The sequence below is a fragment of the Pseudomonas xantholysinigenes genome, assembly GCF_014268885.2.
GTDB lineage: Bacteria > Pseudomonadota > Gammaproteobacteria > Pseudomonadales > Pseudomonadaceae > Aquipseudomonas > Aquipseudomonas xantholysinigenes.
The window spans coordinates 1,039,309-1,059,999 of sequence record NZ_CP077095.1 but is presented as its reverse complement, the minus strand read 5'-3'; the positions used below and the strand labels follow the sequence as shown (position 1 = coordinate 1,059,999).

Sequence of the window (20,691 nt, the reverse complement as noted above, 5' to 3'; positions counted from 1 at the left end):
GGCTGAAGCCGCTCCCACAGCGACCGCGCCGACCTCAGGACATGCACTGCACCTGTGGGAGCGGGTTTACCCGCGAAGCAGGCGACGCGGTGCCTGGCACCGGCTACGCCGGTGTTCGCGGGCAAGCCCGCTCCCACACGGATCGCGCCAGATTCTAGAAATTGAGCAAGACAGTTGCTCCCACAGCTCAGAGGCCAGTGCGGTCACTGACGGACCGCGATGGCCACGGGCTCAGGGGCGGGCGTTGATCTGCTGCTGCAGGTTCTGGATCTGGCTCTGCAAGGTGCTGATGTTGCGGGTGGTCTGCCCACGGAAGGCGTCGAACTCCTGCACCGAGGCACCACCAGCCGACGGCGCTGGACGGTTGTCGACCTGGCTCTTGAGCACCAGCACATCCTGCTCCAGGCTGGCGATCGCGGCGCCAGGGTTGCCCTGCTTCTTCAGCGCCGCCACCTCGTTGCTCAGGCTCTTGAGCTGGCCGTCCAGCTTGCCGCCGTCCACCTGCCCCGACTTGAGCGCCGCCAGCTCGGCATTCACCGCCTTCAACTGGGCTTGTAGCTGCCCTTGCAGCTCGGTCACGGCTTTCTGTTGCTCACGGGTGTCGGCCAGCACCTGCTCCAGGCGCTTGCCCAGGGCGCCGGCCTGGCCGGCGACGCCCTGTTGCTGCTTGCCCTGCTCGGCCAGCGAGGTCTGCAATTGACGAATCTGCAGCTTCAACGCCTCACTGCCAGTGCTGTTGCTCGACTCGCTGGCATCGACCTTGCCGCTGATCGCCTGCAAGCGCCCGGCAGCTTCTTCGCTGATACGGGCGAAGCTTTCCTGGGTGGCGATCAATTGCTGTTCCATCAGCGAAATCTGCTGGAAGCTCCACCAGCCCAAGCCCGCCAGGGCAATGAACGAGGCACCGAGCAAGGCCCACAGCGGCCCATTGCTGCGCGCGCGCGCGGCCTGCTGGCGGCTGCGCGCCACGTGGGCGGGCAGCAGTTCGTCATCATCAGGGGTGCCGGCCCGCAGGGTCGGCACGTCGTCGAAATCGTCGTGGGCGTCATTACGCATGGAGGCAGTCAACCGCAGTAGTAGCAAAGAGGCATGAGTATAAACCGCTTGGGCAGCGCACTGATGACCATCATCCGGCCAACAGGTTCAGCGCTGGCCCGGCTGCGCTTGCCACCAGGCGCAGAATTCATCCAGCGCCGCCCACACCTCGACCTTGGGCCGGTAGTCCAGGTACTGGCGGGCACGGCTGATATCTAGGGTGAAATCGCGGCTCATCACCTGCATCGCGGTGCGGCTCAAGGTCGGCTGCGGACGCCCCGGCCACAGCAGGCAAGCGGCCTCGTTCAGCGCCGCCAGGCTGTAGGCCAGGCCGTAGGAACGGTAGCGGGTAACCTGGGGCAACTGCATGCGACGCATCACATAGTTGACCACGTCCCACAAGGGCAGCGGGTGACCGTTGCTGATGTTGTAGGCCTGCCCCAACGCCTGTTCCTCGGCGAACAGCGCGCTGAGCAAGGCCTCGTTGAGGTTGTGCACACTGGTGAAGTCGACCTTGTTCAGGCCATTGCCGATAATCGCCACGCGATTCTTGCGTTGCATGTGCATCAGCCGCGGGAAAATGCTCGCATCCCCGGCACCGGTGACAAAGCGCGGGCGCAGCGCCAGTACTTCAAGGCCAAACTCCTGGGCGCCGAACACCTTCTGCTCGGCCAGGTGCTTGGTCAGCGCGTAATGATCGTGGAAACGCCGTGGCACCTGGTCTTCACGAATATCCAGCTGTCCACGGCCATTGAAGTAGATCGACGGCGACGACAGGTGCACCAGGCGCCGCACATGCTCCTTCAAGCAGCCCTCGACCACATTCTCGGTGAGCACCACGTTGCCCTGGTGGAAGTCCTGGTAACGCCCCCAGGTACCCACGGCGCCCGCGCAGTGCACCACCGCATCGACGCCCTGGCATAGGCGCCGGGCCAGCTCGGCATCGCCAAGATCGCCAGGGATGAACTGCGCCCCGCGCTTGACCAGGTGTTCCACCCCTTCCGCCCGCCGGCCGTTGACCCGCACCTCCAGGCCTTGCTCCAGGGCGAAGCGCGCAAAGCGCCCGCCGATGAAGCCGCTCGCGCCGGTGACCAGAATTCGCATGTAAGACTCCGCCTTGCCAGATTTCCGATGCAACTGACGCACGCCGCGCCTACAAGGGCACCAGCCAGTTCCGCGCCGAGTGACGCAGGTGTTCGGTCAGTTGGGCGAGCAATTGCCCGCCATTGCGCCAATGATGCCAGTACAGCGGCACATCGATGGGGGTATCGCTGCAGATTTCCACCAACTCGCCACGGGCCAGTTGCTCGGCCACCTGCCGCTCGGGCACCAGCCCCCAGCCCAGACCTGCCTCGGTCATGCGCAAGAAACCCTCGGAAGAGGGGCACAGGTGGTGCAAAAAGCCGCCCTGGATCCCCAGCGACGCCAGGTAGCGGTGCTGGAGAAAATCGTCCGGGCCGAACACGATTGCCGGGGTCCGGGCCAATCGCGCCACGTCGAAGCCAGCGGGAAAATAGCGCGCCATGAACGCCGGGCTGGCCAGCGCCCGGTAACGCATCGCCCCCAGCGGCAAGCTGCGCGCGCCGGCCACCGGGCGCTCGCTGCCACACAGGCAGGCCGCCACCTCGCCGGCGCGCATGCGCTTGAGGCCTACGTCCTGGTCTTCGACCACCAGGTCGAGCAGCACCTGCTGCTCGGCGCAGAACGCACCCACCGCCCCGGCCCACCAAGTCGCCAGGCTATCGGCGTTGAGGGCAATGCGCAGGCGCTCGGGCATGCCCTCCTCGTCGAGTGCTGGCACCTGGCGCTGCAGGTCACGCTCGAGCAGGCGCACCTGCTGCACGTGGTTGAGCAACTGCCGACCGACCTCGGTCGGGCTCGGCGGCGTCGCCCGCACCAGCACCGGCTGGCCGACCCGCGCCTCGAGCAGCTTGATGCGTTGCGAAATGGCCGATTGCGACAGCCCCAGCACCTGGGCGGCACGCTCGAAGCCAGCTTGTTCGATGACCGCGGCAAGGGCGGCGAGCAGCTTGTAGTCGAACATCGATTTCTCTAATGACTGATCAGCTCTATTTGTTTTTCTTATACCGCCGCGCCCGCCACAATGGCCACCTCTTTCTTGCAATCAGCGCCGACGGTGACGTCGGCGCCAGTGGAGTGTTCCCCTCATGTGGCAAAGCTATCTCAACGGCATGCTGGTGGCCTTCGGCCTGATCATGGCCATCGGCGCACAGAACGCCTTCGTCCTGGCCCAGAGCCTGCGCCGCGAGCATCACTTGCCGGTGGCGGCGCTGTGCATCGTCTGCGATGCGCTGCTGGTGGCCGCCGGGGTGTTCGGCCTGGCCACGGTGCTGGCGCATAACCCGACGTTGCTGGCGGTGGCCCGCTGGGGCGGCGCGGTGTTCCTGATCTGGTACGGCGCCAAGGCCCTGCGCAGCGCCTGCTCGAAGCAGAGCCTGCAGCATCAGGAGGGCCAGGGCCAACGCTCGCGGCGCGCGGTGCTGCTCAGCGCCCTGGCGGTGACCCTGCTCAACCCCCATGTGTACCTCGACACGGTGCTGCTGATCGGCTCGCTCGGTGCCCAGCAGACCGTACCCGGGGCTTATGTGGCGGGGGCGGCCAGCGCCTCGCTGGTGTGGTTCTCGACCCTGGCCATCGGCGCCGCCTGGCTGGCGCCCTGGCTGGCACGCCCAGCGACCTGGCGCATGCTCGACCTGATGGTGGCGGTGATGATGTTTGCGGTGGCGGCGCAGTTGATCTTCAACTGAACCGCCCCCCTTTGAGCAGCCTTGACCAGATCAAGGCCGCTCCTACAAGGATTGCACATCGACTGGAGGGGGCCACCTGTCGGCCCCTACGAACCGCTCTGGAACCTCTATTCCCCACAGATGTTGCGTGGTTAAGCGCTGGGGCCGGTGCTATGATCCAGCCCTTGCGTCGCAAAGAGTACAAACTCGTCGACGCTCATGGGCCGCCCGTGATCGGCCTTGCGCAAACCGCAAACAGACCTGAATCAGGAGATCCACCATGGCTTTTGAATTGCCGCCGCTGCCGTACGCCCACGATGCCCTGCAGCCGCACATCTCCAAGGAAACCCTGGAGTTCCACCACGACAAGCACCACAACACCTATGTCGTGAACCTGAACAACCTGGTCCCAGGCACCGAATTCGAAGGCAAGACCCTGGAAGAGATCGTCAAGACCTCTTCGGGCGGCATCTTCAACAACGCCGCTCAAGTCTGGAACCACACCTTCTACTGGAACTGCCTGGCACCAAACGCCGGCGGCCAACCGACCGGTGCCCTGGCTGAAGCCATCAACGCCGCCTTCGGTTCCTTCGACAAGTTCAAGGAAGAGTTCACCAAGGTTTCCGTCGGCACCTTCGGCTCCGGCTGGGGCTGGCTGGTGAAGAAGGCCGACGGTTCCCTGGCCCTGGCCAGCACCATCGGCGCCGGCAACCCGCTGACCAGCGGCGACACCCCGCTGCTGACCTGCGACGTCTGGGAACACGCCTACTACATCGACTACCGCAACCTGCGGCCGAAGTACGTCGAGGCGTTCTGGAACCTGGTCAACTGGAAGTTCGTTGCCGAGCAGTTCGAAGGCAAGACCTTCAAGGCCTGAGTATTTCAGCGCTTTACAAAAACCCGGCCTCGCGCCGGGTTTTTTATTGCCTGCGCCGGCAGCCACCGAGCGATTTCAGTGCTGACGACCTCGCCCCTCTTGCTCAGCCCGCATAGCGCGCTAACATCAACTTCTGGAAAGTTGACGCAGCGCACTCAAGTCGCATGACCGCCCAACCGATACAGAGCCAAGGGCACATCGGTCGATAGTCTGTCGCCATGGTTGATGGCAAAATAATGGCATGCGCATGGATTAAGGAAACCCCATTGAAGCTGGAATTTCGCAACAGCTTGTCGGTCAAGTTGCTCAGGGTGGTGTTGCTCTCGGCGCTGGCTGTCGGCGTCGTGCTCAGCTGTGCGCAGATCGTCTATGACGCCTACAAGACTCGCCAGTCGGTAAACAACGACGCCCAGCGCATCCTCGACATGTTCCGCGACCCCTCGACCCAGGCGGTGTACAGCCTCGACCGGGAAATGGGCATGCAGGTGATGGAAGGCCTGTTCCAGGACGACGCCGTGCGCATGGCCTCCATCGGCCACCCCAACGAAACCATGCTGGCGGAAAAGTCCCGGCCGCTGCAGGACATGTCCATGCGCTGGCTGACCGACCTGATCCTCGGCCAGGAACGCACCTACACCACGCAACTGGTCGGCCGCGGCCCCTACAGTGAATACTACGGCGACCTGAGCATCACCCTCGACACCTCCAGCTACGGCGAAGGGTTTCTGATCAACGCGGTGATCATCTTCATCTCCGGAGTGTTGCGCGCCCTGGCCATGGGCCTGGTGCTGTACCTGGTCTACCACTGGCTGCTGACCAAGCCGCTGTCGAAGATCATCGAGCACCTCACCCAGATCAACCCCGACCGCCCCAGCCAGCACCAGATTCCGCTACTCAAGGGCCACGAACGCAACGAGCTGGGCATCTGGGTCAACACCGCCAACCAGTTGCTGGCCTCCATCGAGCGCAACACCCACCTACGCCACGAAGCCGAGAACAGCCTGCAACGCATGGCCCAGTACGACTTCCTCACCGGCCTGCCCAACCGCCAGCAACTGCAGCAGCAACTGGACAAGATCCTGGTCGACGGCGGCCGCCTGCAACGCCGGGTCGCGGTGCTGTGCGTGGGCCTGGACGACTTCAAGGGCATCAACGAGCAGTTCAGCTACCAGGTCGGCGACCAGTTGCTGCTGGCCCTGGCCGACCGCCTGCGCGCCCACAGCGGCCGCCTCGGCGCCCTGGCGCGCCTGGGTGGCGACCAGTTCGCCCTGGTCCAGGCCAACATCGAGCAGCCCTACGAGGCCGCCGAACTGGCCCAGAGCATTCTCGACGACCTGGAAGCGCCGTTCGACCTCGACCAGCAGCAGATTCGCCTGCGCGCCACCATCGGCATCACCCTGTTCCCCGAGGACGGCGACAGCACCGAGAAGCTGCTGCAAAAGGCCGAGCAGACCATGACCCTGGCCAAGGCCCGCTCGCGCAACCGCTACCAGTTCTACATCGCCAGCGTCGACAGCGAGATGCGCCGGCGCCGTGAGCTGGAAAAGGACCTGCGCGAAGCCCTGCCACGCAACCAGCTGTACCTGGTGTACCAGCCGCAGATCAGCTACCGCGACCACCGCGTGGTCGGCGTCGAGGCCCTGCTGCGCTGGCAGCACCCGGACTTGGGCATGGTCCCGCCCGACCAGTTCATTCCCCTGGCCGAGCAGAACGGCAGCATCATCAGCATCGGTGAATGGGTGCTCGACCAGGCCTGCCGCCAACTGCGCGAGTGGCACGACCTGGGCTTCGGCGAGCTACGCATGGCGGTAAACCTGTCCACCGTGCAACTGCACCACAACGAGCTGCCGCGGGTGGTCAACAACCTGCTGCAGGCCTACCGCCTGCCGCCGCGCAGCCTGGAGCTGGAAGTCACCGAGACCGGCCTGATGGAAGACATCAGCACCGCCGCCCAGCACCTGCTTAGCCTGCGCCGCTCCGGCGCGTTGATCGCCATCGACGACTTCGGCACCGGCTATTCCTCGCTCAGCTACCTGAAGTCGCTGCCGCTGGACAAAATCAAGATCGACAAGAGCTTCGTCCAGGACCTGCTCGACGACGATGACGACGCCACCATCGTTCGCGCCATCATCCAGCTGGGCAAGAGCCTGGGCATGCAGGTGATCGCCGAGGGCGTGGAAACCGCCGAGCAGGAGAGCTACATCATCGCCCAGGGCTGCCACGAAGGTCAGGGCTACCACTACAGCAAGCCACTGTCGGCCCGCGAGCTGACGCACTTCCTCAAGCAGGCGCAACGCGACCAGGTGTCCGCGCTGTAACCCCCGGCCACCTTGGCGATGCGGGGCAAACGGGCGTTTGCATGAAATGCGCGCCCGGCCCTTTACAGCAAATGCAAATCTTTCGCATGATGTCACGGTTTCGCGTGCCACGGCGCACGGTCCACCCCATGGTCCAACCACACGACGCAGGAAACCAACAATGATTCGAATGCCTCTGGCCTCCGCCAGTCTGCTGGCCATCGCCATCGCTCTCGCCGGTTGCGGCGAAGGCAAGGATGACAAGGCCGCCGCACCGCCAGCCCAGGCACCTGCCGCCGCCAGCACCAGCACCGCAACGCCGGGCGCTGTCGACGAAGCCGCCGCCAAGGCCGTGGTCAAGCATTACGCCGAAATGGTCCATGCCGTGTACAGCGACTCGCTGAGCACCGCCAAACAGCTACAGAGCGCGGTCGACGCGTTCCTCGCCAGCCCCAACGACCAGACGCTGAAAGCCGCCAGGGACGCCTGGGTCGCCGCCCGCGTGCCATACCTGCAGAGCGAAGTGTTCCGCTTCGGCAACACCATCATCGACGACTGGGAAGGCCAGGTGAACGCCTGGCCCCTGGACGAAGGCCTGATCGACTACGTCGACAAGAGCTACGAGCACGCCCTGGGCAACCCGGCGGCCAACGCCAACATCATCGCCAACACCGAGATCCAGGTCGGCGAAGACAAGATCGACGTCAAGGACATCACCCCCGAGAAACTGGCCACCCTCAACGAGCTGGGCGGTTCCGAGGCCAACGTCGCCACCGGCTACCACGCCATCGAATTCCTGCTCTGGGGTCAGGACCTCAACGGCACCGGCCCAGGCGCGGGCAACCGCCCGGCCTCCGACTACCTCGAAGGCAAAGGCGCCACCGGCGGCCACAACGACCGTCGTCGTGCCTACCTGAAGGCGGTCACCGACCTGCTGGTCAAGGACCTCGAGGAAATGGTCGGCAACTGGGCGCCGAACGTCGCCAACAACTACCGCGCCACCCTCGAAGGCGAGCCGGCCAACGACGGCCTGCGCAAGATGCTGTTCGGCATGGGCAGCCTGTCGCTCGGCGAACTGGCGGGCGAGCGCATGAAAGTCTCGCTGGAAGCCAATTCGCCGGAAGACGAGCACGACTGCTTCAGCGACAACACCCACTACTCGCACTTCTATGACGCCAAGGGCATCCGCAACGTCTACCTGGGCGAGTACACCCGTGTCGACGGCAGCAAGCTGAGTGGCCCGAGCCTGTCGTCGCTGGTGGCCAAGGCCGACCCTGCCGCCGACGCTACCCTCAAGGCCGACCTGGAAGCCACCGAGGCCAAGATCCAAGTGATCGTCGACCACGCCCTGAAGGGCGAACACTACGACCAGCTGATCGCCGCCGACAACGCTGCCGGCAACCAGATCGTGCGTGACGCCATCGCCTCGCTGGTCAAGCAGACCGGCGCGATCGAGCAGGCCGCGGGCAAGCTGGGGATCAGCAACCTGAACCCGGACAACGCCGATCACGAATTCTGATCAGCGCCAGCGGTTCAACAGAGGCGGCCTTCGGGCCGCCTTTTTTATTTATTGGGCTACATCGCCCCCCTGTAGGAGCGGCCTTGTGTCGCGAAAGGGCCGCGAAGCGGCCCCAGCTATCTTTGCGTCAACGCCGAAATCCTGGGGCCGCTTCGCGGCCCTTTCGCGACACAAGGCCGCTCCTTGTATCTCGACTTTCGCCTCCCTAGAGGCGAAAGTTCTCGACTGATCATCGAGGGAAGGCCTTGAAGCAGAGCCGCTCCAAGGGCATCAAGCCCGCACTGTAGATAACGCTCTGGTCTTCCAACCCCACTCGACGAGTTCGAACGGTATCTAGTGCCCGCCCCCGGCGTGAGCACGCATTAACAAGGTTGAACTGAGTGTAGGGTGATCGACTTTCGTAGTTTGAAGGAGGAGATCATGTCCGTCTTTGTTGGCGTTGATGTCGCCAAAAAATCTTTCGACATTGCCATCCCGCTCCCCAATGGCAAGATGCGCACCAAAGCCAAGCTGTCCAATGATCCTGGAGGGTTCAGGCAGTTTAGCGACTGGCTTGAGCGCCATGCTGAACCAGGCGCCTGGATTGTTATGGAGGCTACAGGCATCTATCACGAAGCGCTGGCCGAGCACTGTCACAACCAAGGTTATCGGGTGTGCATTCTGAACCCGGCGGTGATTGCGAAATTCGCTGACGTGGAGCTTCGGCGCGTCAAAACAGATAAGGCTGACGCCAAAGTCATTGCTGCCTATGGCCAACAAAAGGCTGTCTCGCTTCGCCAGTGGGAGCCTGAGCCCCCTGCGCAGCGCCGCTTGCGTGCTCTGGTGCGGCGACTGGACGACCTCAAGGAAATGCGCCAGATGGAGCAGAATCGTTTGGATGTCGCACTAGATGCGGTACAGCAGTCGATTCAAGACGTAATCGGGCACATCAACGAAGAGCTGGAAAAGACCAGGAAGGCCATCGAGCAGACGATCGATGATGATCCAGACCTGCGCAAGCGACGTGAGCTGATTACCTCGATTGATGGTTTGGGTGACACCACTGCTACGTTGCTGCTCGCCGAACTGGGCGATCCACTGAAATACCAAAGCCCTTCTGCGATTGTCGCGTTTTCAGGCTTAAACCCAGTGGTGCAGCAATCGGGAGAGTTCATAGGTAAGAGCACTATTTCGCGTACAGGCGCCTCAAGGCTGCGTGCAGGCTTGTGGATGTCAGGCACGGTCTCAATCAGACATAACCCTGTTGTGAAGGAACTGGCAGAGCGGTTGAGCAGCCGGCACAAAGCTTACAAACAGATCGTCTGCGCGGCGATGCGCAAGCTGCTGCACCTGGTTTACGGGGTGGTGAAGTCGGGGATACCGTTTGACCCCAAAATCCCTCTTGCGGGGTGAGGGTCAAGACGGTATCTACAGGTACCGCACTCGCCGATAGACCAACTGACATCGATTTCATCCAGCAATTGCAAATTGCTCTTATTCAAATATCCCCGGCCTGATAAGCTTGCACGCCGGTTTTTCGCCCATGCCCAGGATCCTCGATGTCCGTGCTCCGCCTAAGCCCCCTGCTGCTGGCCCTCGCCCTCGCCGCCTGTGACGACGCCCCGCGTTTCACCCAGGCCGAGCCCGGCGAAGCCCTCTCCGGCGGCAAGGCAACGGTGCAACGCAGCGATCGCAACGCCTACTCGCTGCCCTCGGCCAACCTCAGCCCCGAACGACGCCTGGACTTCGCGGTGGGCAACAGTTTCTTCCGCAACCCCTGGGTCATCGCCCCATCCACCACCACCGCCCGCGACGGCCTCGGCCCGCTGTTCAACACCAACGCCTGCCAGAACTGCCACGTGCGCGACGGCCGCGGCCACCCGCCCGAGCCAGGTGACAGCAACGCAGTGTCGATGCTGGTGCGCCTGTCGATCCCCGACCAGCCCTACTACGCCCGCGAAATAGAGCGTCTGGGCGTGGTCCCCGAGCCGGTCTACGGCACGCAGTTGCAGGACATGGCCATCCCCGGCGTGGCGCCGGAGGGCAAGGTGCGAGTGAGCTACGACCTGCACACCGTCACCTTCAAGGATGGTCATGCGGTCGAACTGCGCCGCCCGAGCCTGCAGATCAGCCAGCTTGGCTACGGCCCGCTGCATCCGGACACGCGCTTCTCGGCGCGGGTCGCCCCGCCGATGATCGGCCTTGGCCTGCTCGAGGCGATCCCCGAGGCCGACCTGCTCGCCAACGAAGACCCGGACGACCGCAACCGCGACGGCATCCGTGGCCGCGCCAACCGGGTGTGGGATGACGCCCAGGGCAAGACCGTGGTCGGTCGCTTCGGCTGGAAGGCCGGACAGCCCAGCGTCAACCAGCAGAACGTACATGCCTTCGCCGGCGACATGGGCCTGACCACCAGCTTGCTGCCAAAGGACGATTGCACCCCGACGCAGACGGCCTGCCTGGCCGCGCCCAACGGTGATGGCCAGGGTGGCGAAAAGGAAGTCAGCGACAACATCCTGCGCCTGGTCACTTTCTACACCCGCAACCTCGGCGTGCCGGCCCGTCGCGACGTCGCCGCGCCCCAGGTGCTGGCCGGCAAGAACCTGTTCTTCCAGGCCGGCTGCCAGGCCTGCCACACCCCACAGTTCACCACCGCCGCCGATGCCGCCGAACCGGAACTGGCCGGCCAGGTGATCCGCCCCTACAGCGACCTGCTGCTGCACGACATGGGCCCGGGGCTGAGCGACGAGCGCACCGAATTTGCCGCCAACGGCCAGGACTGGCGTACCCCGCCCTTGTGGGGGGTCGGCCTGAGCCAGACCGTCAGCGGCCACAGCCAGTTCCTGCATGACGGCCGCGCCCGCAACCTGCTCGAGGCCGTGCTCTGGCACGGCGGCGAGGCCCAGGCGGCGCGCGACCATGTACTGACGTTCAATGCCGAGCAGCGCGCCGCGCTGCTGGCCTTCCTGAATTCACTTTAAACCGCACAAGGAGCCGGGCATGTTCCGACCCAAACTGTTGTTCACCAGCCTCGCCGCCCTCGCCCTCGGCGCCTGCTCGCCGCAGGACCCGCAAGCCGTGACCTCGGCCGCCATCGCCAAGCAGGTGATCCTGCCGACCTACAGCCGCTGGGTCGAAGCCGACCGCGCGCTGGCCGCCAGCGCCCTGGCCTACTGCGAAGGCAAGGAAGACCTGGAAAAAGCCCGCGCCGACTTCCTCGCCGCGCAAAAAGCCTGGGCCGAGCTGCAACCCTTGCTGGTTGGCCCGCTGGCCGAGGGCAACCGGGCCTGGCAAGTGCAGTTCTGGCCAGACAAGAAGAACCTGGTCGGTCGCCAGGTCGAGCAACTGGTAGCCGCTGACAAGCCGGTGGACGCCGAGTCGCTGGGCAAGGCCAGCGTCGTGGTGCGTGGCCTGTCGGCCTACGAGTACATCCTGTTCGACAGCAAGCCGGACATCGCCACGGCCGAGCAGAAGGCGCGCTACTGCCCGCTGCTGGTAGCCATCGGCGAGCACCAGAAGAGCCTGGCCGAAGAGATCCTCAAGGGCTGGAACAGCACCGACGGTATGCTCTCGCAGATGACCAAGTTCCCCAACCAGCGCTATGCCGATTCCCACGAGGCCATCGCCGACCTGCTGCGTGCCCAGGTCACCGCGCTGGACACCCTGAAGAAAAAGCTCGGCGCGCCGATGGGCCGCCTGAGCAAGGGCATCCCGCAGCCGCTGCAGGCCGAAGCCTGGCGCAGCCATTCTTCGATCAAGAGCCTGGAAGCTTCGCTCAAGGCCGCCCAGACGGTGTGGGTCGGGGTCGACAACCAGGGCCTGCGTGGCCTGCTGGGCAAGGACCAGGCAGCGCTGGCGCAAAAGATCGACGACGCCTACGCCAACGCCATCAAGCTGCTGGGCGACAACCAGAAGACCCTGGGCGAACTGCTGGCCGACGATGCTGGCAAGCAGACCCTGAACCAGATCTACGATGCCCTCAACGTCGTCCACCGTCTGCACGAAGGCGAGCTGGCCAAGGCGCTGAACATCCAACTGGGCTTCAATGCCAACGACGGTGACTGATCATGCTGCGACGCCAGGCCCTGAAACTCGGTAGTGTATTGCTCAGCGCCCTGACCTTGGGCGGCTGGAGCCTGTTTCGCAACAAAGGCAGCGAACCCTTGCTGCTCTCGGCGCGCGACGACGGCGACGGCAAGCATTACGCCGTCGGGTTCCGCCTGGACGGCACCCAGGTGTTCAGCACCCAGGTGGCCCAGCGTTGCCACGCGATCATCAACCACCCGTCCCTGCCCATCGCCCTGTTCGTCGCCCGCCGCCCCGGTACCGAAAGCTACCTGGTCGACCTGCGCGACGGACGTCTGTTGCAGACCGTCACCTCGCAGCCGCAACGGCACTTCTATGGCCATGCGGTGATCCACAAGGATGGCGAATGGCTGTACGCCACCGAGAACGACACCACCGATCCAGGCCGTGGCGTGCTCGGGGTGTACCGCTTCGAGGGTGAGCGCCTGGTACACAGCGGTGAGATCCCGACCCACGGCATCGGCCCCCACGAAGTGGCCTGGCTGCCGGACGGCGAGACGCTGGTGGTGGCCAACGGCGGCATCCGCACCGAGGCCGAGAGCCGGGTGGAGATGAACCTCGATGCCATGGAGCCGAGCCTGGTGCTGATGCAGCGCGACGGCAGCCTGCTGAGCAAGGAGACCCTGACCCAGCAGATGAACAGCGTGCGCCACCTGGCAGTGGGCGAGGATGGCACCATCGCCGCCTGCCAGCAGTTCATGGGCAGCGCGCACGAGACCGCCGAACTGCTGGCGATCAAGCGCCCGGGTGAGCCGTTCAAGGCCTTCCCGGTGCCCGAGCGGCAATTGCAGGCGATGGCCCAGTACACCGCCAGCGTCGCCATCCACAGCGAGCTGCGCCTGGTGGCGCTGACCGCGCCACGGGCCAACCGGCTGTTCATCTGGGACCTGGACAGCGGCGCGGTGAAGCTCGATGCGCCGATGCCCGATTGCGCCGGGGTCGGCGCGGTCAAGGACGGCTTCGTGGTCACCTCCGGGCAGGGCCGTTGCCGGTTCTATGATTGCCGCAAGGCCGAGTTGGTCGGCCAGCCGATGAACCTGCCGTCCGGGTTCTGGGACAACCACCTGCACCTGGCCTGAGTTGCTGTAAAGACTGTCGCGGGCAAGCGCTGCGCGCCTCCTGTAGGAGCGCAAACCAGGCGACGCGGTGCCTGGCACCGGCTACGCCGGTGTTCGCGGCTGAAGCCGCTCCTACAGGGATCGCGCCAGAGCGAGACTGTTGTTCCCTCACAGGCCCACCGTGACCTCGCTATTCGGCCCTCGCCGGCTTGTTCCTCCCCTTTTCGCGAAAACCGACGATACTTTCCCCATCGCACGTGGGCCGCATCGCCCGTGGTCGTGCCCGCTGCATAACCTCGCATCCAGGGAACCGGACCATGTTGCACCGCCGCATGCTGATCATGTTGGCCATCGTCCTGCTGATCGTGCTGGTGCTGGGGGGCATCAAGGCCCTTTCCATCTACCGGCAGGTGCAGATGTTCTCCCAGCCCAAGCCGCCGGTGAGCGTCGCCGCGGCCCAGGCCGAACTGCGCCAGTGGCAGGAGCGCCTGCCGGCGGTTGGCAGCCTCAAGGCCTATCAGGGTGTGGAGCTGAGCCTGGAAGTGGCCGGTACGGTCAAGTCGTTGCATTTCGAATCCGGCCAACAGGTCAAGGCCGGGCAACTGCTGCTGCAACTGGACAGCGACCAGGAAACCGCCCTGCTCGGCACCGCCCAGGCCGACCTGGGCCTGGCCAAGGTCGACTTCGGCCGCGGCAGCCAGCTGGTCGGCGACTCGGCCATCTCCCGTGGCGAGTTCGACCGCCTCAGCGCGCAGTTCCGGCGCAACCAGGCGGTGGTCGACCAGCTCAAGGCCTCGCTGGCGAAAAAGAGCATCAGTGCCCCGTTCAGCGGCACCATCGGCATCCGCCAGGTGGATGTCGGCGCCTACCTGGCCAGCGGCACGGTGATCGCCACCCTGCAGGACCTCTCCAGCCTGTACGTCGATTTCAACGTGCCCGAGCAGGCCTTGCCACGCCTGAGCCTGGGCCAGCGGGTCCTGACCCAGGTGGCCGCCTATCCTGGCCAGACCTTCCCCGCCAGCCTCAGCGCGATCAACCCCAAGGTCGACGAGAACACCCGCAACCTGCTGGTCCGCGCCACCCTGGCCAACCCCGACGGCAAGCTGCTGCCGGGCATGTTCGCCAGCCTCCAGCTATTGCTGCCCGACCCGCAACCGCACGTGGTGGTGCCAGAGAACGCCATCACCTACACCCTGTACGGCAACTCGGTATACCGGGTCAGCCAGAAGAACGGCGACGACGGCCAGCCTGTGCTGAGCGCCGAGCAACGCACGGTGCAGACCGGCGAGCGCCGCGAGGGCTGGGTGGTGATACTCAAGGGGCTGCAGGCCGGCGACCAGGTGGTAACCGCCGGCCAGCTCAAGCTCAGCCCGGGCGCGGCGATCCGCATCGACACCGACCAGGCGCTCAAGCCAGCCGCGCCAGACGCGGACTGAACGGGAGGCTGGCATGGCATTCACCGACCCGTTCATCCGTCGCCCGGTGCTGGCCAGCGTGGTCAGCCTGCTGATCCTGCTGCTGGGGCTGCAGTCCTGGAGCAAGCTGCAGATTCGCCAGTACCCGCAGATGGAAAACGCCCTGATCACGGTGACCACCGCCTACCCCGGGGCCAACGCCGAGACCATCCAGGGCTACATCACCCAGCCGCTGCAACAGAGCCTGGCCAGCGCCGACGGCATCGACTACATGACCTCGGTGAGCCGGCAGAACTTCTCGATCATCTCGGTCTACGCGCGCATCGGCGCCGACAGCGACCGCTTGTTCACCCAACTGCTGGCCAAGGCCAACGAAGTACGCAACAAGCTGCCCCAGGACGCCGAGGACCCGGTGCTGAGCAAGGAAGCGGCCGATGCTTCGGCGCTGATGTACCTGAGTTTCTTCAGTAACGAGATGAGCAACCCACAGATCACCGACTACCTGTCGCGGGTGATCCAGCCCAAGCTGGCCACCTTGCCGGGCATGGCCGAGGCCGAGATCCTCGGCAACCAGGTGTTTGCCATGCGCATCTGGATCGACCCGGTGAAACTGGCCGGCTTCGGCCTGTCGGCGGTGGACGTGAGCAATGCCGTGCGCCGCTACAACTTTCTCTCCGCCGCCGGCGAGGTCAAAGGCGAGTATGTGGTCACCAGCATCAATGCCACCACCGAGCTGAAGTCCGCCGAGGCCTTCGCCGCGCTGCCGGTCAAGACCGCTGGCGACACCCGGGTGCTGCTCGGCGATGTGGCGCGGGTGGAGATGGGCGCGGAGAACTACGACACGGTCAGTTCCTTCGACGGCACGCCATCGGTATACATCGGCATCAAGGCCACACCGGCGGCCAACCCGCTGGAGGTGATCAAGGAAGTGCGCCGGCTCATGCCGCAACTGGAGGAGGAACTGCCGTCGAACCTCAAGGTGTCGATCGCCTACGACGCCACGCTGTTCATCCAGGCGTCCATCGATGAGGTGATCAAGACCCTCGGCGAGGCGGTGCTGATCGTCATCGTCGTGGTGTTCCTGTTCCTCGGCGCCCTGCGTTCGGTGCTGATCCCGGTGGTAACCATCCCGCTGTCGATGATCGGCGTGCTGTTTTTCATGCAACTGATGGGCTACTCGCTGAACCTGCTGACGTTGCTGGCGATGGTACTGGCCATCGGCCTGGTGGTGGACGACGCCATCGTCGTGGTGGAGAACATCCACCGCCACATCGAGGAGGGCAAGACACCGCTGCAGGCGGCCCTGGAAGGCGCCCGGGAGATCGCGGTGCCGGTGGTGTCGATGACCATCACCCTGGCGGCGGTGTACGCGCCGATCGGTTTCCTTACCGGGCTGACCGGCGCGCTGTTCAAGGAGTTCGCCCTGACCCTGGCCGGCGCGGTGGTGATCTCCGGCGTGGTTGCCCTGACCTTGTCGCCGATGATGTGCGCCCTGCTGCTGCGTCACCAACAGAACCCCAGCGGCCTGGCCCATCGCCTGGACCTGATCTTCGACGGCCTGAAGGTGCGCTACCAGCGCCTGTTGCACGGCACCCTCGAAAGCCGCCCGGTGGTGCTGGTGTTCGCCGTACTGATCCTGTGCCTGATCCCGGTGTTGTTGATGTTCACCCGCAACGAGCTGGCGCCGGACGAGGACCAGGGGGTGATCTTCATGATGAGCAGTTCACCGCAGACCGCCAACCTGGATTACCTCAATGCCTATACCGACCAGTTCACCCCGCTGTTCAAGCGCTTTCCCGAGTATTACTCGTCATTCCAGATCAACGGTTTCAATGGCGTGCAGAGCGGCATTGGCGGTTTCCTGCTCAAGCCGTGGAACGAACGCCAGCGTACCCAGATGCAGTTGCTACCGCTGGTGCAGGCCGAGCTTGAGCAGATCGGCGGCCTGCAGATCTTTGGTTTCAACCTGCCCTCGCTGCCAGGCACCGGTGAGGGCCTGCCCTTCCAGTTCGTGATCAACACCGCCGGCGACTACCCGGCCCTGCTGGAAGTGGCCCAACGGGTCAAGGAGCGTGCCCAGGCCTCGGGCAAGTTCGCCTTCCTCGATATCGACCTGGCCTTCGACAAGCCTGAGGTGGTGGTCGACATCGACCGCGCCAAGGCCGCGCAGATGGGCGTGTCGATGGACACCCTGGGTGGCACCCTGGCGACCCTGCTGGGCGAGGGCGAGATCAACCGTTTCACCCTCGAGGGGCGCAGCTACAAGGTGATTGCCCAGGTTGAGCGGCCTTATCGCGCCAGCCCTGGTTGGCTGAACAACTACTACGTGAAGAACGACCAGGGCCAGCTACTGCCGCTGTCGACCCTGATCAGCCTCAGCGACCGCGCCAGGCCGCGCCAGCTCAACCAGTTCCAGCAGCTCAACTCGGCGATTATCCAGGGGGTGCCGATGGTCAGCATCGGCGAGGCGCTGGAGACCGTGCGCGCCATCACCCGCGAGGAAGCGCCGGAGGGCTTTTCGGTGGACTATGCCGGGGCGGCGCGGCAGTTCGTCCAGGAAGGCAGCGCGCTGTGGGTGACCTTTGGCCTGGCGCTGGCGATCATCTTCCTGGTGCTGGCGGCGCAATTCGAGAGTTTCCGTGATCCGCTGGTGATTCTGGTGACCGTGCCGCTGTCCATCTGCGGGGCGCTGGTGCCTTTGTTCCTGGGGGTTTCGAGCATGAATATCTATACCCAGGTGGGGTTGGTGACCTTGATCGGGCTGATCACCAAGCATGGGATTCTGATTGTCGAATTTGCCAACCAGCTGCGAGAGGAGAAGGGGCTTGGGGTGCGCGAGGCGATCGAGGAAGCGGCGGCAATTCGTTTGCGGCCGGTGCTGATGACCACGGCGGCCATGGTGTTTGGCATGGTGCCCCTGATTCTGGCTAGCGGAGCGGGGGCTGTGAGTCGGTTCGATATCGGGACGGTGATTGCTACCGGGATGTCGATTGGGACGCTGTTTACGTTGTTTGTGTTGCCCTGCATTTATACGGTTTTGGCGCATCAGGGGGGACGGGTTGAGGGGTAGTGGGTTCGGGTTTTATAGCGTGGGTTTTGATCTCTTTACGTGCATTCGTAGATGATGTCGACATTTAGTCATCTTTTCGCCCTTACGGCGACCTACTTTTGCACGCGGGCAAAAGTAGGCAAAAACCGCTCGCTCCATTCATCCGGCCCCTGCGCTGCGCTCCGGGGTCCCCTCGCTCCGTTCTTGCTCCCGGGAGGACCGCGCTGAACGCCCCATCCTGGGGCGCAGCGCTTGACGGGCATCCATGCCCGTCACCTCCCTTCGCAAGAACTCCGCTCGGCCTCCTGAAGTCGCAATTGGCGGCGCCTGAACTATCGCGCGCTTAGAAGCAAGAGCAAGAGCAAGAGCAAGAGCAAGAGCAGAAGTTTTAAATTGATTTCTGGCAGTTATTTAAATATTGACTGCTCCGGCCCTTTCGCGGGTAAACCCGCTCCCACAGGGTTATGCATACTTCAACCTCCACCACTTTCCTGTGGGAGCGGGTTTACCCGCGAAAGGGCCCTGGAGATCGCAGACATGCAACTAGCGACAGCTGCGCCAGTGCAGGCGCCGCCCCTAACTTCGCGACTTCAGGAGGCCGAACGCAGGCCTTGCGGAGGGAGGTGACGGGCATGGATGCCCGTCAAGCGCTGGGGCCCAGGATGGGCCCTACAGCGCGGTCCTCCCGGGAGCAAGGCTGGAGTGAGGGATCCCGGAGCGTAGCGGAGGGCCGGATGAATGGAGCGAGGATTTTTTGGTGACTTTTTGATCCTTCAAAAAGTTACCCGCCGTAAGGGCGGAAAGGTGACTATGCGTCGACATCAAAAATGAATGCACATAAAAAAACCAAAACCTACAACTAACCAAACAACCAAACAACCAAACAACCAAACAACCAAACAACGCATATTCGCTAAAACCAAAACGCCAGGAACTTCCTAAAGCCCCTGGCGCCAGCCAGCATTTAGCCAAACGGCCGTAACCCCTGCCTCATCCCAAACAGAAACAGCAACAAATCATGATCCGGCTGAGCCTGCGCCTGCTCGACCTTGGCCACCCGCGGCAGCGGACACAACCCACCGACCTCAGCCTTGCTGAACACCGTAGGCCGCGGCTGCTCCCAAGCCGCCGCCGCCGCGGTAGTCACCGCCAACGCCGCAACCAGGAACAAAGCTCGAGCTATTTCTAGTTTCATTGCTCTAACCCTTTGACAGCGCTGCCAAACGCCATCTGGTAAAAGTAGAGCAACGTCTGCCATTGCGCATCACTCATCGACGAGTGGCGCCGCAACTGACGCAGATCGTTGTACGCCGCCCGTTGGCAACTGATCCGTCGCCGGCACTTCTCCAGGTCCAGCAAGGCCACCTCGACCCGCGCCTGCTCACCCTCGCCGATCACCTTGACGAACACGTGCTTGCCGTACAGGCAACCATGCTGCCAGTGCCCCAGGTGCATGCGCGCCAGGTTGTCCGCCAGGTCCTTGAGCATCCGCTCGTGCACCACCTGCGGATAACGATCGCGGGCCCCCTCGGCATGCCAGGTATCCAGATCGACAAACCCCTCGAGCGCCTCGCTGACCAACAAGGCACGCCATTGATGGTCGGCATCCCGCTCGGCCCCCGCATAGACAATACGCGGCACGCGCACGCCCAACTGCTCGAAGCTGTGCAACGCATCAAGCTCACGCAACACCGTGGGCCGGCCAAATGGATGCAGCAGGCTGCGATAGATATGCCCGACCTGGCGCTTGGCATACAGCAAATGCCCCTGCCCGTCGCTCAAGCGCTGCACGCCACTCTCACCACCGCGCCGCTGGTTGGGTTCCTCAACCCATTCACCCTGTTGCTGCCAGTAGTAAGCGAACTGCCCAGCTTGTTTTTCGGCTACCGCCATCAATGTCTACCCCTTGCGCAATACGTACACTCGCCACATGGCATAGAACGGCAGGAAGTCGAGACGTTCCTGAATTCTGAAGCCGGCTGAGGAAAATTCCTCTTCAACTGTAGCCGCTGGTAACACAAACCGATTCTGGTAGTGATCTTGCGCTGCCCGAGCACTGCGGCGCGTCTCCAGCTTGCGGCGTCGCCAAGCCTTGAAGTTGCCATCCACCCACAGCGAGATGATCACGCTATCACGGCTAACCCGTTGAAACTCTGAAAGAATCGCCCGACGATGGGCCGGATCGCCAATGTGATGGAACAGCCGCATGCAGAAAATACTGTCCACCGCATTGTCCGGCAGGTCGATGGCGAAGGCAGATGTCTGCAAAGGGCGTACCCGCGCCACCACCTCTGGCGGTTGTGCCGCACAAGCTGTCTCGATCATCGCGGCGGAATTGTCCGCACCGATGATGACCCGGTTGGCCTTTTCCGCCAACAACGGCCAGAAACGCCCGGCGCCGCAGGGCAAGTCAAGCACCAAGCCCGGCTCACCGGCCAGCGCCAGAGCACGTCGGGCCAGTTGCTCGTCGCGCTGATGGGAAAGGCGACGGGCCAGGCCATCCTGGTGCTTGAGGAAATACTCACGGGCATGGTCCCGGTCGTATTTCTCCGAGAACGCAAGTTTGATGGGGCTACGCATTGGACATCTCCTGACTCCAGTGCGCTCACCTTATGCAGGCAAGCGTTGG

16 protein-coding genes are annotated in these 20,691 nt (G+C 63.9%); 10 read left to right on the top strand and 6 right to left on the bottom strand.

Going from position 1 to position 20,691, the window contains the following annotated elements; translation table 11 throughout:
• Window positions 1-231: 231 nt before the first annotated feature.
• From HU772_RS04890 to HU772_RS04880, 3 genes are all read right to left on the bottom strand, one after another.
• Window positions 232-1,056, bottom strand: coding sequence for an ATPase (locus HU772_RS04890; protein ID WP_186659381.1), 825 nt, complete (start codon window positions 1,054-1,056; stop codon window positions 232-234).
• 87 nt (window positions 1,057-1,143) lie between these two features.
• Complete coding sequence (locus HU772_RS04885; protein WP_186659382.1) at window positions 1,144-2,139, bottom strand: NAD-dependent epimerase/dehydratase family protein; 996 nt, start codon at window positions 2,137-2,139, stop codon at window positions 1,144-1,146.
• Between the two features lie 49 nt (window positions 2,140-2,188).
• Window positions 2,189-3,079 (bottom strand): LysR family transcriptional regulator ArgP, encoded by an 891-nt coding sequence (locus HU772_RS04880; protein WP_186659383.1) that lies wholly within the window; start codon window positions 3,077-3,079, stop codon window positions 2,189-2,191.
• A gap of 124 nt (window positions 3,080-3,203) precedes the next feature.
• Between HU772_RS04880 and HU772_RS04875 the strand changes: the two genes are divergently transcribed.
• The 10 genes from HU772_RS04875 to HU772_RS04830 all read left to right on the top strand — a co-directional run bounded on the left by HU772_RS04875 (window position 3,204) and on the right by HU772_RS04830 (window position 18,083).
• The gene (locus HU772_RS04875) at window positions 3,204-3,803 is read left to right on the top strand and encodes a LysE/ArgO family amino acid transporter (protein ID WP_186659384.1); all 600 of its coding nucleotides are present in this window, start codon (window positions 3,204-3,206) and stop codon (window positions 3,801-3,803) included.
• 259 nt (window positions 3,804-4,062) lie between these two features.
• The gene (locus HU772_RS04870) at window positions 4,063-4,659 is read left to right on the top strand and encodes a superoxide dismutase (protein WP_134691530.1); all 597 of its coding nucleotides are present in this window, start codon (window positions 4,063-4,065) and stop codon (window positions 4,657-4,659) included.
• Between the two features lie 266 nt (window positions 4,660-4,925).
• Window positions 4,926-6,977, top strand: a complete 2,052-nt coding sequence (locus HU772_RS04865) for a putative bifunctional diguanylate cyclase/phosphodiesterase (RefSeq protein WP_186659386.1) — start codon at window positions 4,926-4,928, stop codon at window positions 6,975-6,977.
• 160 nt (window positions 6,978-7,137) lie between these two features.
• Window positions 7,138-8,475 carry an imelysin family protein gene (locus HU772_RS04860; protein WP_186659387.1) on the top strand — a complete coding sequence of 446 codons (1,338 nt, stop codon included), beginning with the start codon at window positions 7,138-7,140 and terminating at the stop codon, window positions 8,473-8,475.
• A 420-nt stretch (window positions 8,476-8,895) separates the two neighbouring features.
• Complete coding sequence (locus tag HU772_RS04855; RefSeq protein WP_217858722.1) at window positions 8,896-9,867, top strand: IS110 family RNA-guided transposase; 972 nt, start codon at window positions 8,896-8,898, stop codon at window positions 9,865-9,867.
• A gap of 146 nt (window positions 9,868-10,013) precedes the next feature.
• Window positions 10,014-11,435 (top strand): di-heme oxidoreductase family protein, encoded by a 1,422-nt coding sequence (locus HU772_RS04850; protein ID WP_186662781.1) that lies wholly within the window; start codon window positions 10,014-10,016, stop codon window positions 11,433-11,435.
• A 19-nt stretch (window positions 11,436-11,454) separates the two neighbouring features.
• The gene (locus tag HU772_RS04845; RefSeq protein WP_186662782.1) at window positions 11,455-12,519 is read left to right on the top strand and encodes an imelysin family protein; all 1,065 of its coding nucleotides are present in this window, start codon (window positions 11,455-11,457) and stop codon (window positions 12,517-12,519) included.
• Between the two features lie 2 nt (window positions 12,520-12,521).
• Window positions 12,522-13,619 carry a DUF1513 domain-containing protein gene (locus HU772_RS04840; RefSeq protein ID WP_186662783.1) on the top strand — a complete coding sequence of 366 codons (1,098 nt, stop codon included), beginning with the start codon at window positions 12,522-12,524 and terminating at the stop codon, window positions 13,617-13,619.
• Window positions 13,620-13,915: 296 nt separating this feature from the next.
• The gene (locus HU772_RS04835) at window positions 13,916-15,034 is read left to right on the top strand and encodes an efflux RND transporter periplasmic adaptor subunit (protein ID WP_186662784.1); all 1,119 of its coding nucleotides are present in this window, start codon (window positions 13,916-13,918) and stop codon (window positions 15,032-15,034) included.
• Between the two features lie 13 nt (window positions 15,035-15,047).
• Window positions 15,048-18,083: a multidrug efflux RND transporter permease subunit gene (locus tag HU772_RS04830; protein WP_186662785.1), complete on the top strand. Its 3,036-nt coding sequence runs from the start codon at window positions 15,048-15,050 to the stop codon at window positions 18,081-18,083.
• A 943-nt stretch (window positions 18,084-19,026) separates the two neighbouring features.
• Here HU772_RS04830 and HU772_RS04825 read toward each other — a convergent pair.
• From HU772_RS04825 to HU772_RS04815, 3 genes are read right to left on the bottom strand one after another with little or no spacing between them, the layout of a single operon-like run.
• On the bottom strand, window positions 19,027-19,257 hold the full coding sequence (locus HU772_RS04825; RefSeq protein WP_217858755.1) for a hypothetical protein: 231 nt from the start codon (window positions 19,255-19,257) through the stop codon (window positions 19,027-19,029).
• The gene (locus HU772_RS04820) at window positions 19,254-19,955 is read right to left on the bottom strand and encodes a lipopolysaccharide kinase InaA family protein (RefSeq protein WP_186661525.1); all 702 of its coding nucleotides are present in this window, start codon (window positions 19,953-19,955) and stop codon (window positions 19,254-19,256) included. Before HU772_RS04820 ends, HU772_RS04825 begins: the two co-directional genes overlap by 4 nt.
• A 6-nt stretch (window positions 19,956-19,961) precedes the next feature.
• Window positions 19,962-20,642: a class I SAM-dependent methyltransferase gene (locus tag HU772_RS04815; protein WP_186661527.1), complete on the bottom strand. Its 681-nt coding sequence runs from the start codon at window positions 20,640-20,642 to the stop codon at window positions 19,962-19,964.
• Between the last annotated feature and the right edge of the window lie 49 nt (window positions 20,643-20,691).

What these genes read in the sequence shown, in the direction of transcription:
- HU772_RS04890 (WP_186659381.1), bottom strand. Translation starts at nt 1,056, where the DNA reads ATGCGTAATGACGCCCACGACGATTTCGACGACGTGCCGACCCTGCGG.
- HU772_RS04885 (WP_186659382.1), bottom strand. Translation starts at nt 2,139, where the DNA reads ATGCGAATTCTGGTCACCGGCGCGAGCGGCTTCATCGGCGGGCGCTTT.
- HU772_RS04880 (WP_186659383.1), bottom strand. Translation starts at nt 3,079, where the DNA reads ATGTTCGACTACAAGCTGCTCGCCGCCCTTGCCGCGGTCATCGAACAA.
- HU772_RS04875 (WP_186659384.1), top strand. Translation starts at nt 3,204, where the DNA reads ATGTGGCAAAGCTATCTCAACGGCATGCTGGTGGCCTTCGGCCTGATC.
- HU772_RS04870 (WP_134691530.1), top strand. Translation starts at nt 4,063, where the DNA reads ATGGCTTTTGAATTGCCGCCGCTGCCGTACGCCCACGATGCCCTGCAG.
- HU772_RS04860 (WP_186659387.1), top strand. Translation starts at nt 7,138, where the DNA reads ATGATTCGAATGCCTCTGGCCTCCGCCAGTCTGCTGGCCATCGCCATC.
- HU772_RS04855 (WP_217858722.1), top strand. Translation starts at nt 8,896, where the DNA reads ATGTCCGTCTTTGTTGGCGTTGATGTCGCCAAAAAATCTTTCGACATT.
- HU772_RS04850 (WP_186662781.1), top strand. Translation starts at nt 10,014, where the DNA reads ATGTCCGTGCTCCGCCTAAGCCCCCTGCTGCTGGCCCTCGCCCTCGCC.
- HU772_RS04845 (WP_186662782.1), top strand. Translation starts at nt 11,455, where the DNA reads ATGTTCCGACCCAAACTGTTGTTCACCAGCCTCGCCGCCCTCGCCCTC.
- HU772_RS04840 (WP_186662783.1), top strand. Translation starts at nt 12,522, where the DNA reads ATGCTGCGACGCCAGGCCCTGAAACTCGGTAGTGTATTGCTCAGCGCC.
- HU772_RS04835 (WP_186662784.1), top strand. Translation starts at nt 13,916, where the DNA reads ATGTTGCACCGCCGCATGCTGATCATGTTGGCCATCGTCCTGCTGATC.
- HU772_RS04830 (WP_186662785.1), top strand. Translation starts at nt 15,048, where the DNA reads ATGGCATTCACCGACCCGTTCATCCGTCGCCCGGTGCTGGCCAGCGTG.
- HU772_RS04825 (WP_217858755.1), bottom strand. Translation starts at nt 19,257, where the DNA reads ATGAAACTAGAAATAGCTCGAGCTTTGTTCCTGGTTGCGGCGTTGGCG.
- HU772_RS04820 (WP_186661525.1), bottom strand. Translation starts at nt 19,955, where the DNA reads ATGGCGGTAGCCGAAAAACAAGCTGGGCAGTTCGCTTACTACTGGCAG.
- HU772_RS04815 (WP_186661527.1), bottom strand. Translation starts at nt 20,642, where the DNA reads ATGCGTAGCCCCATCAAACTTGCGTTCTCGGAGAAATACGACCGGGAC.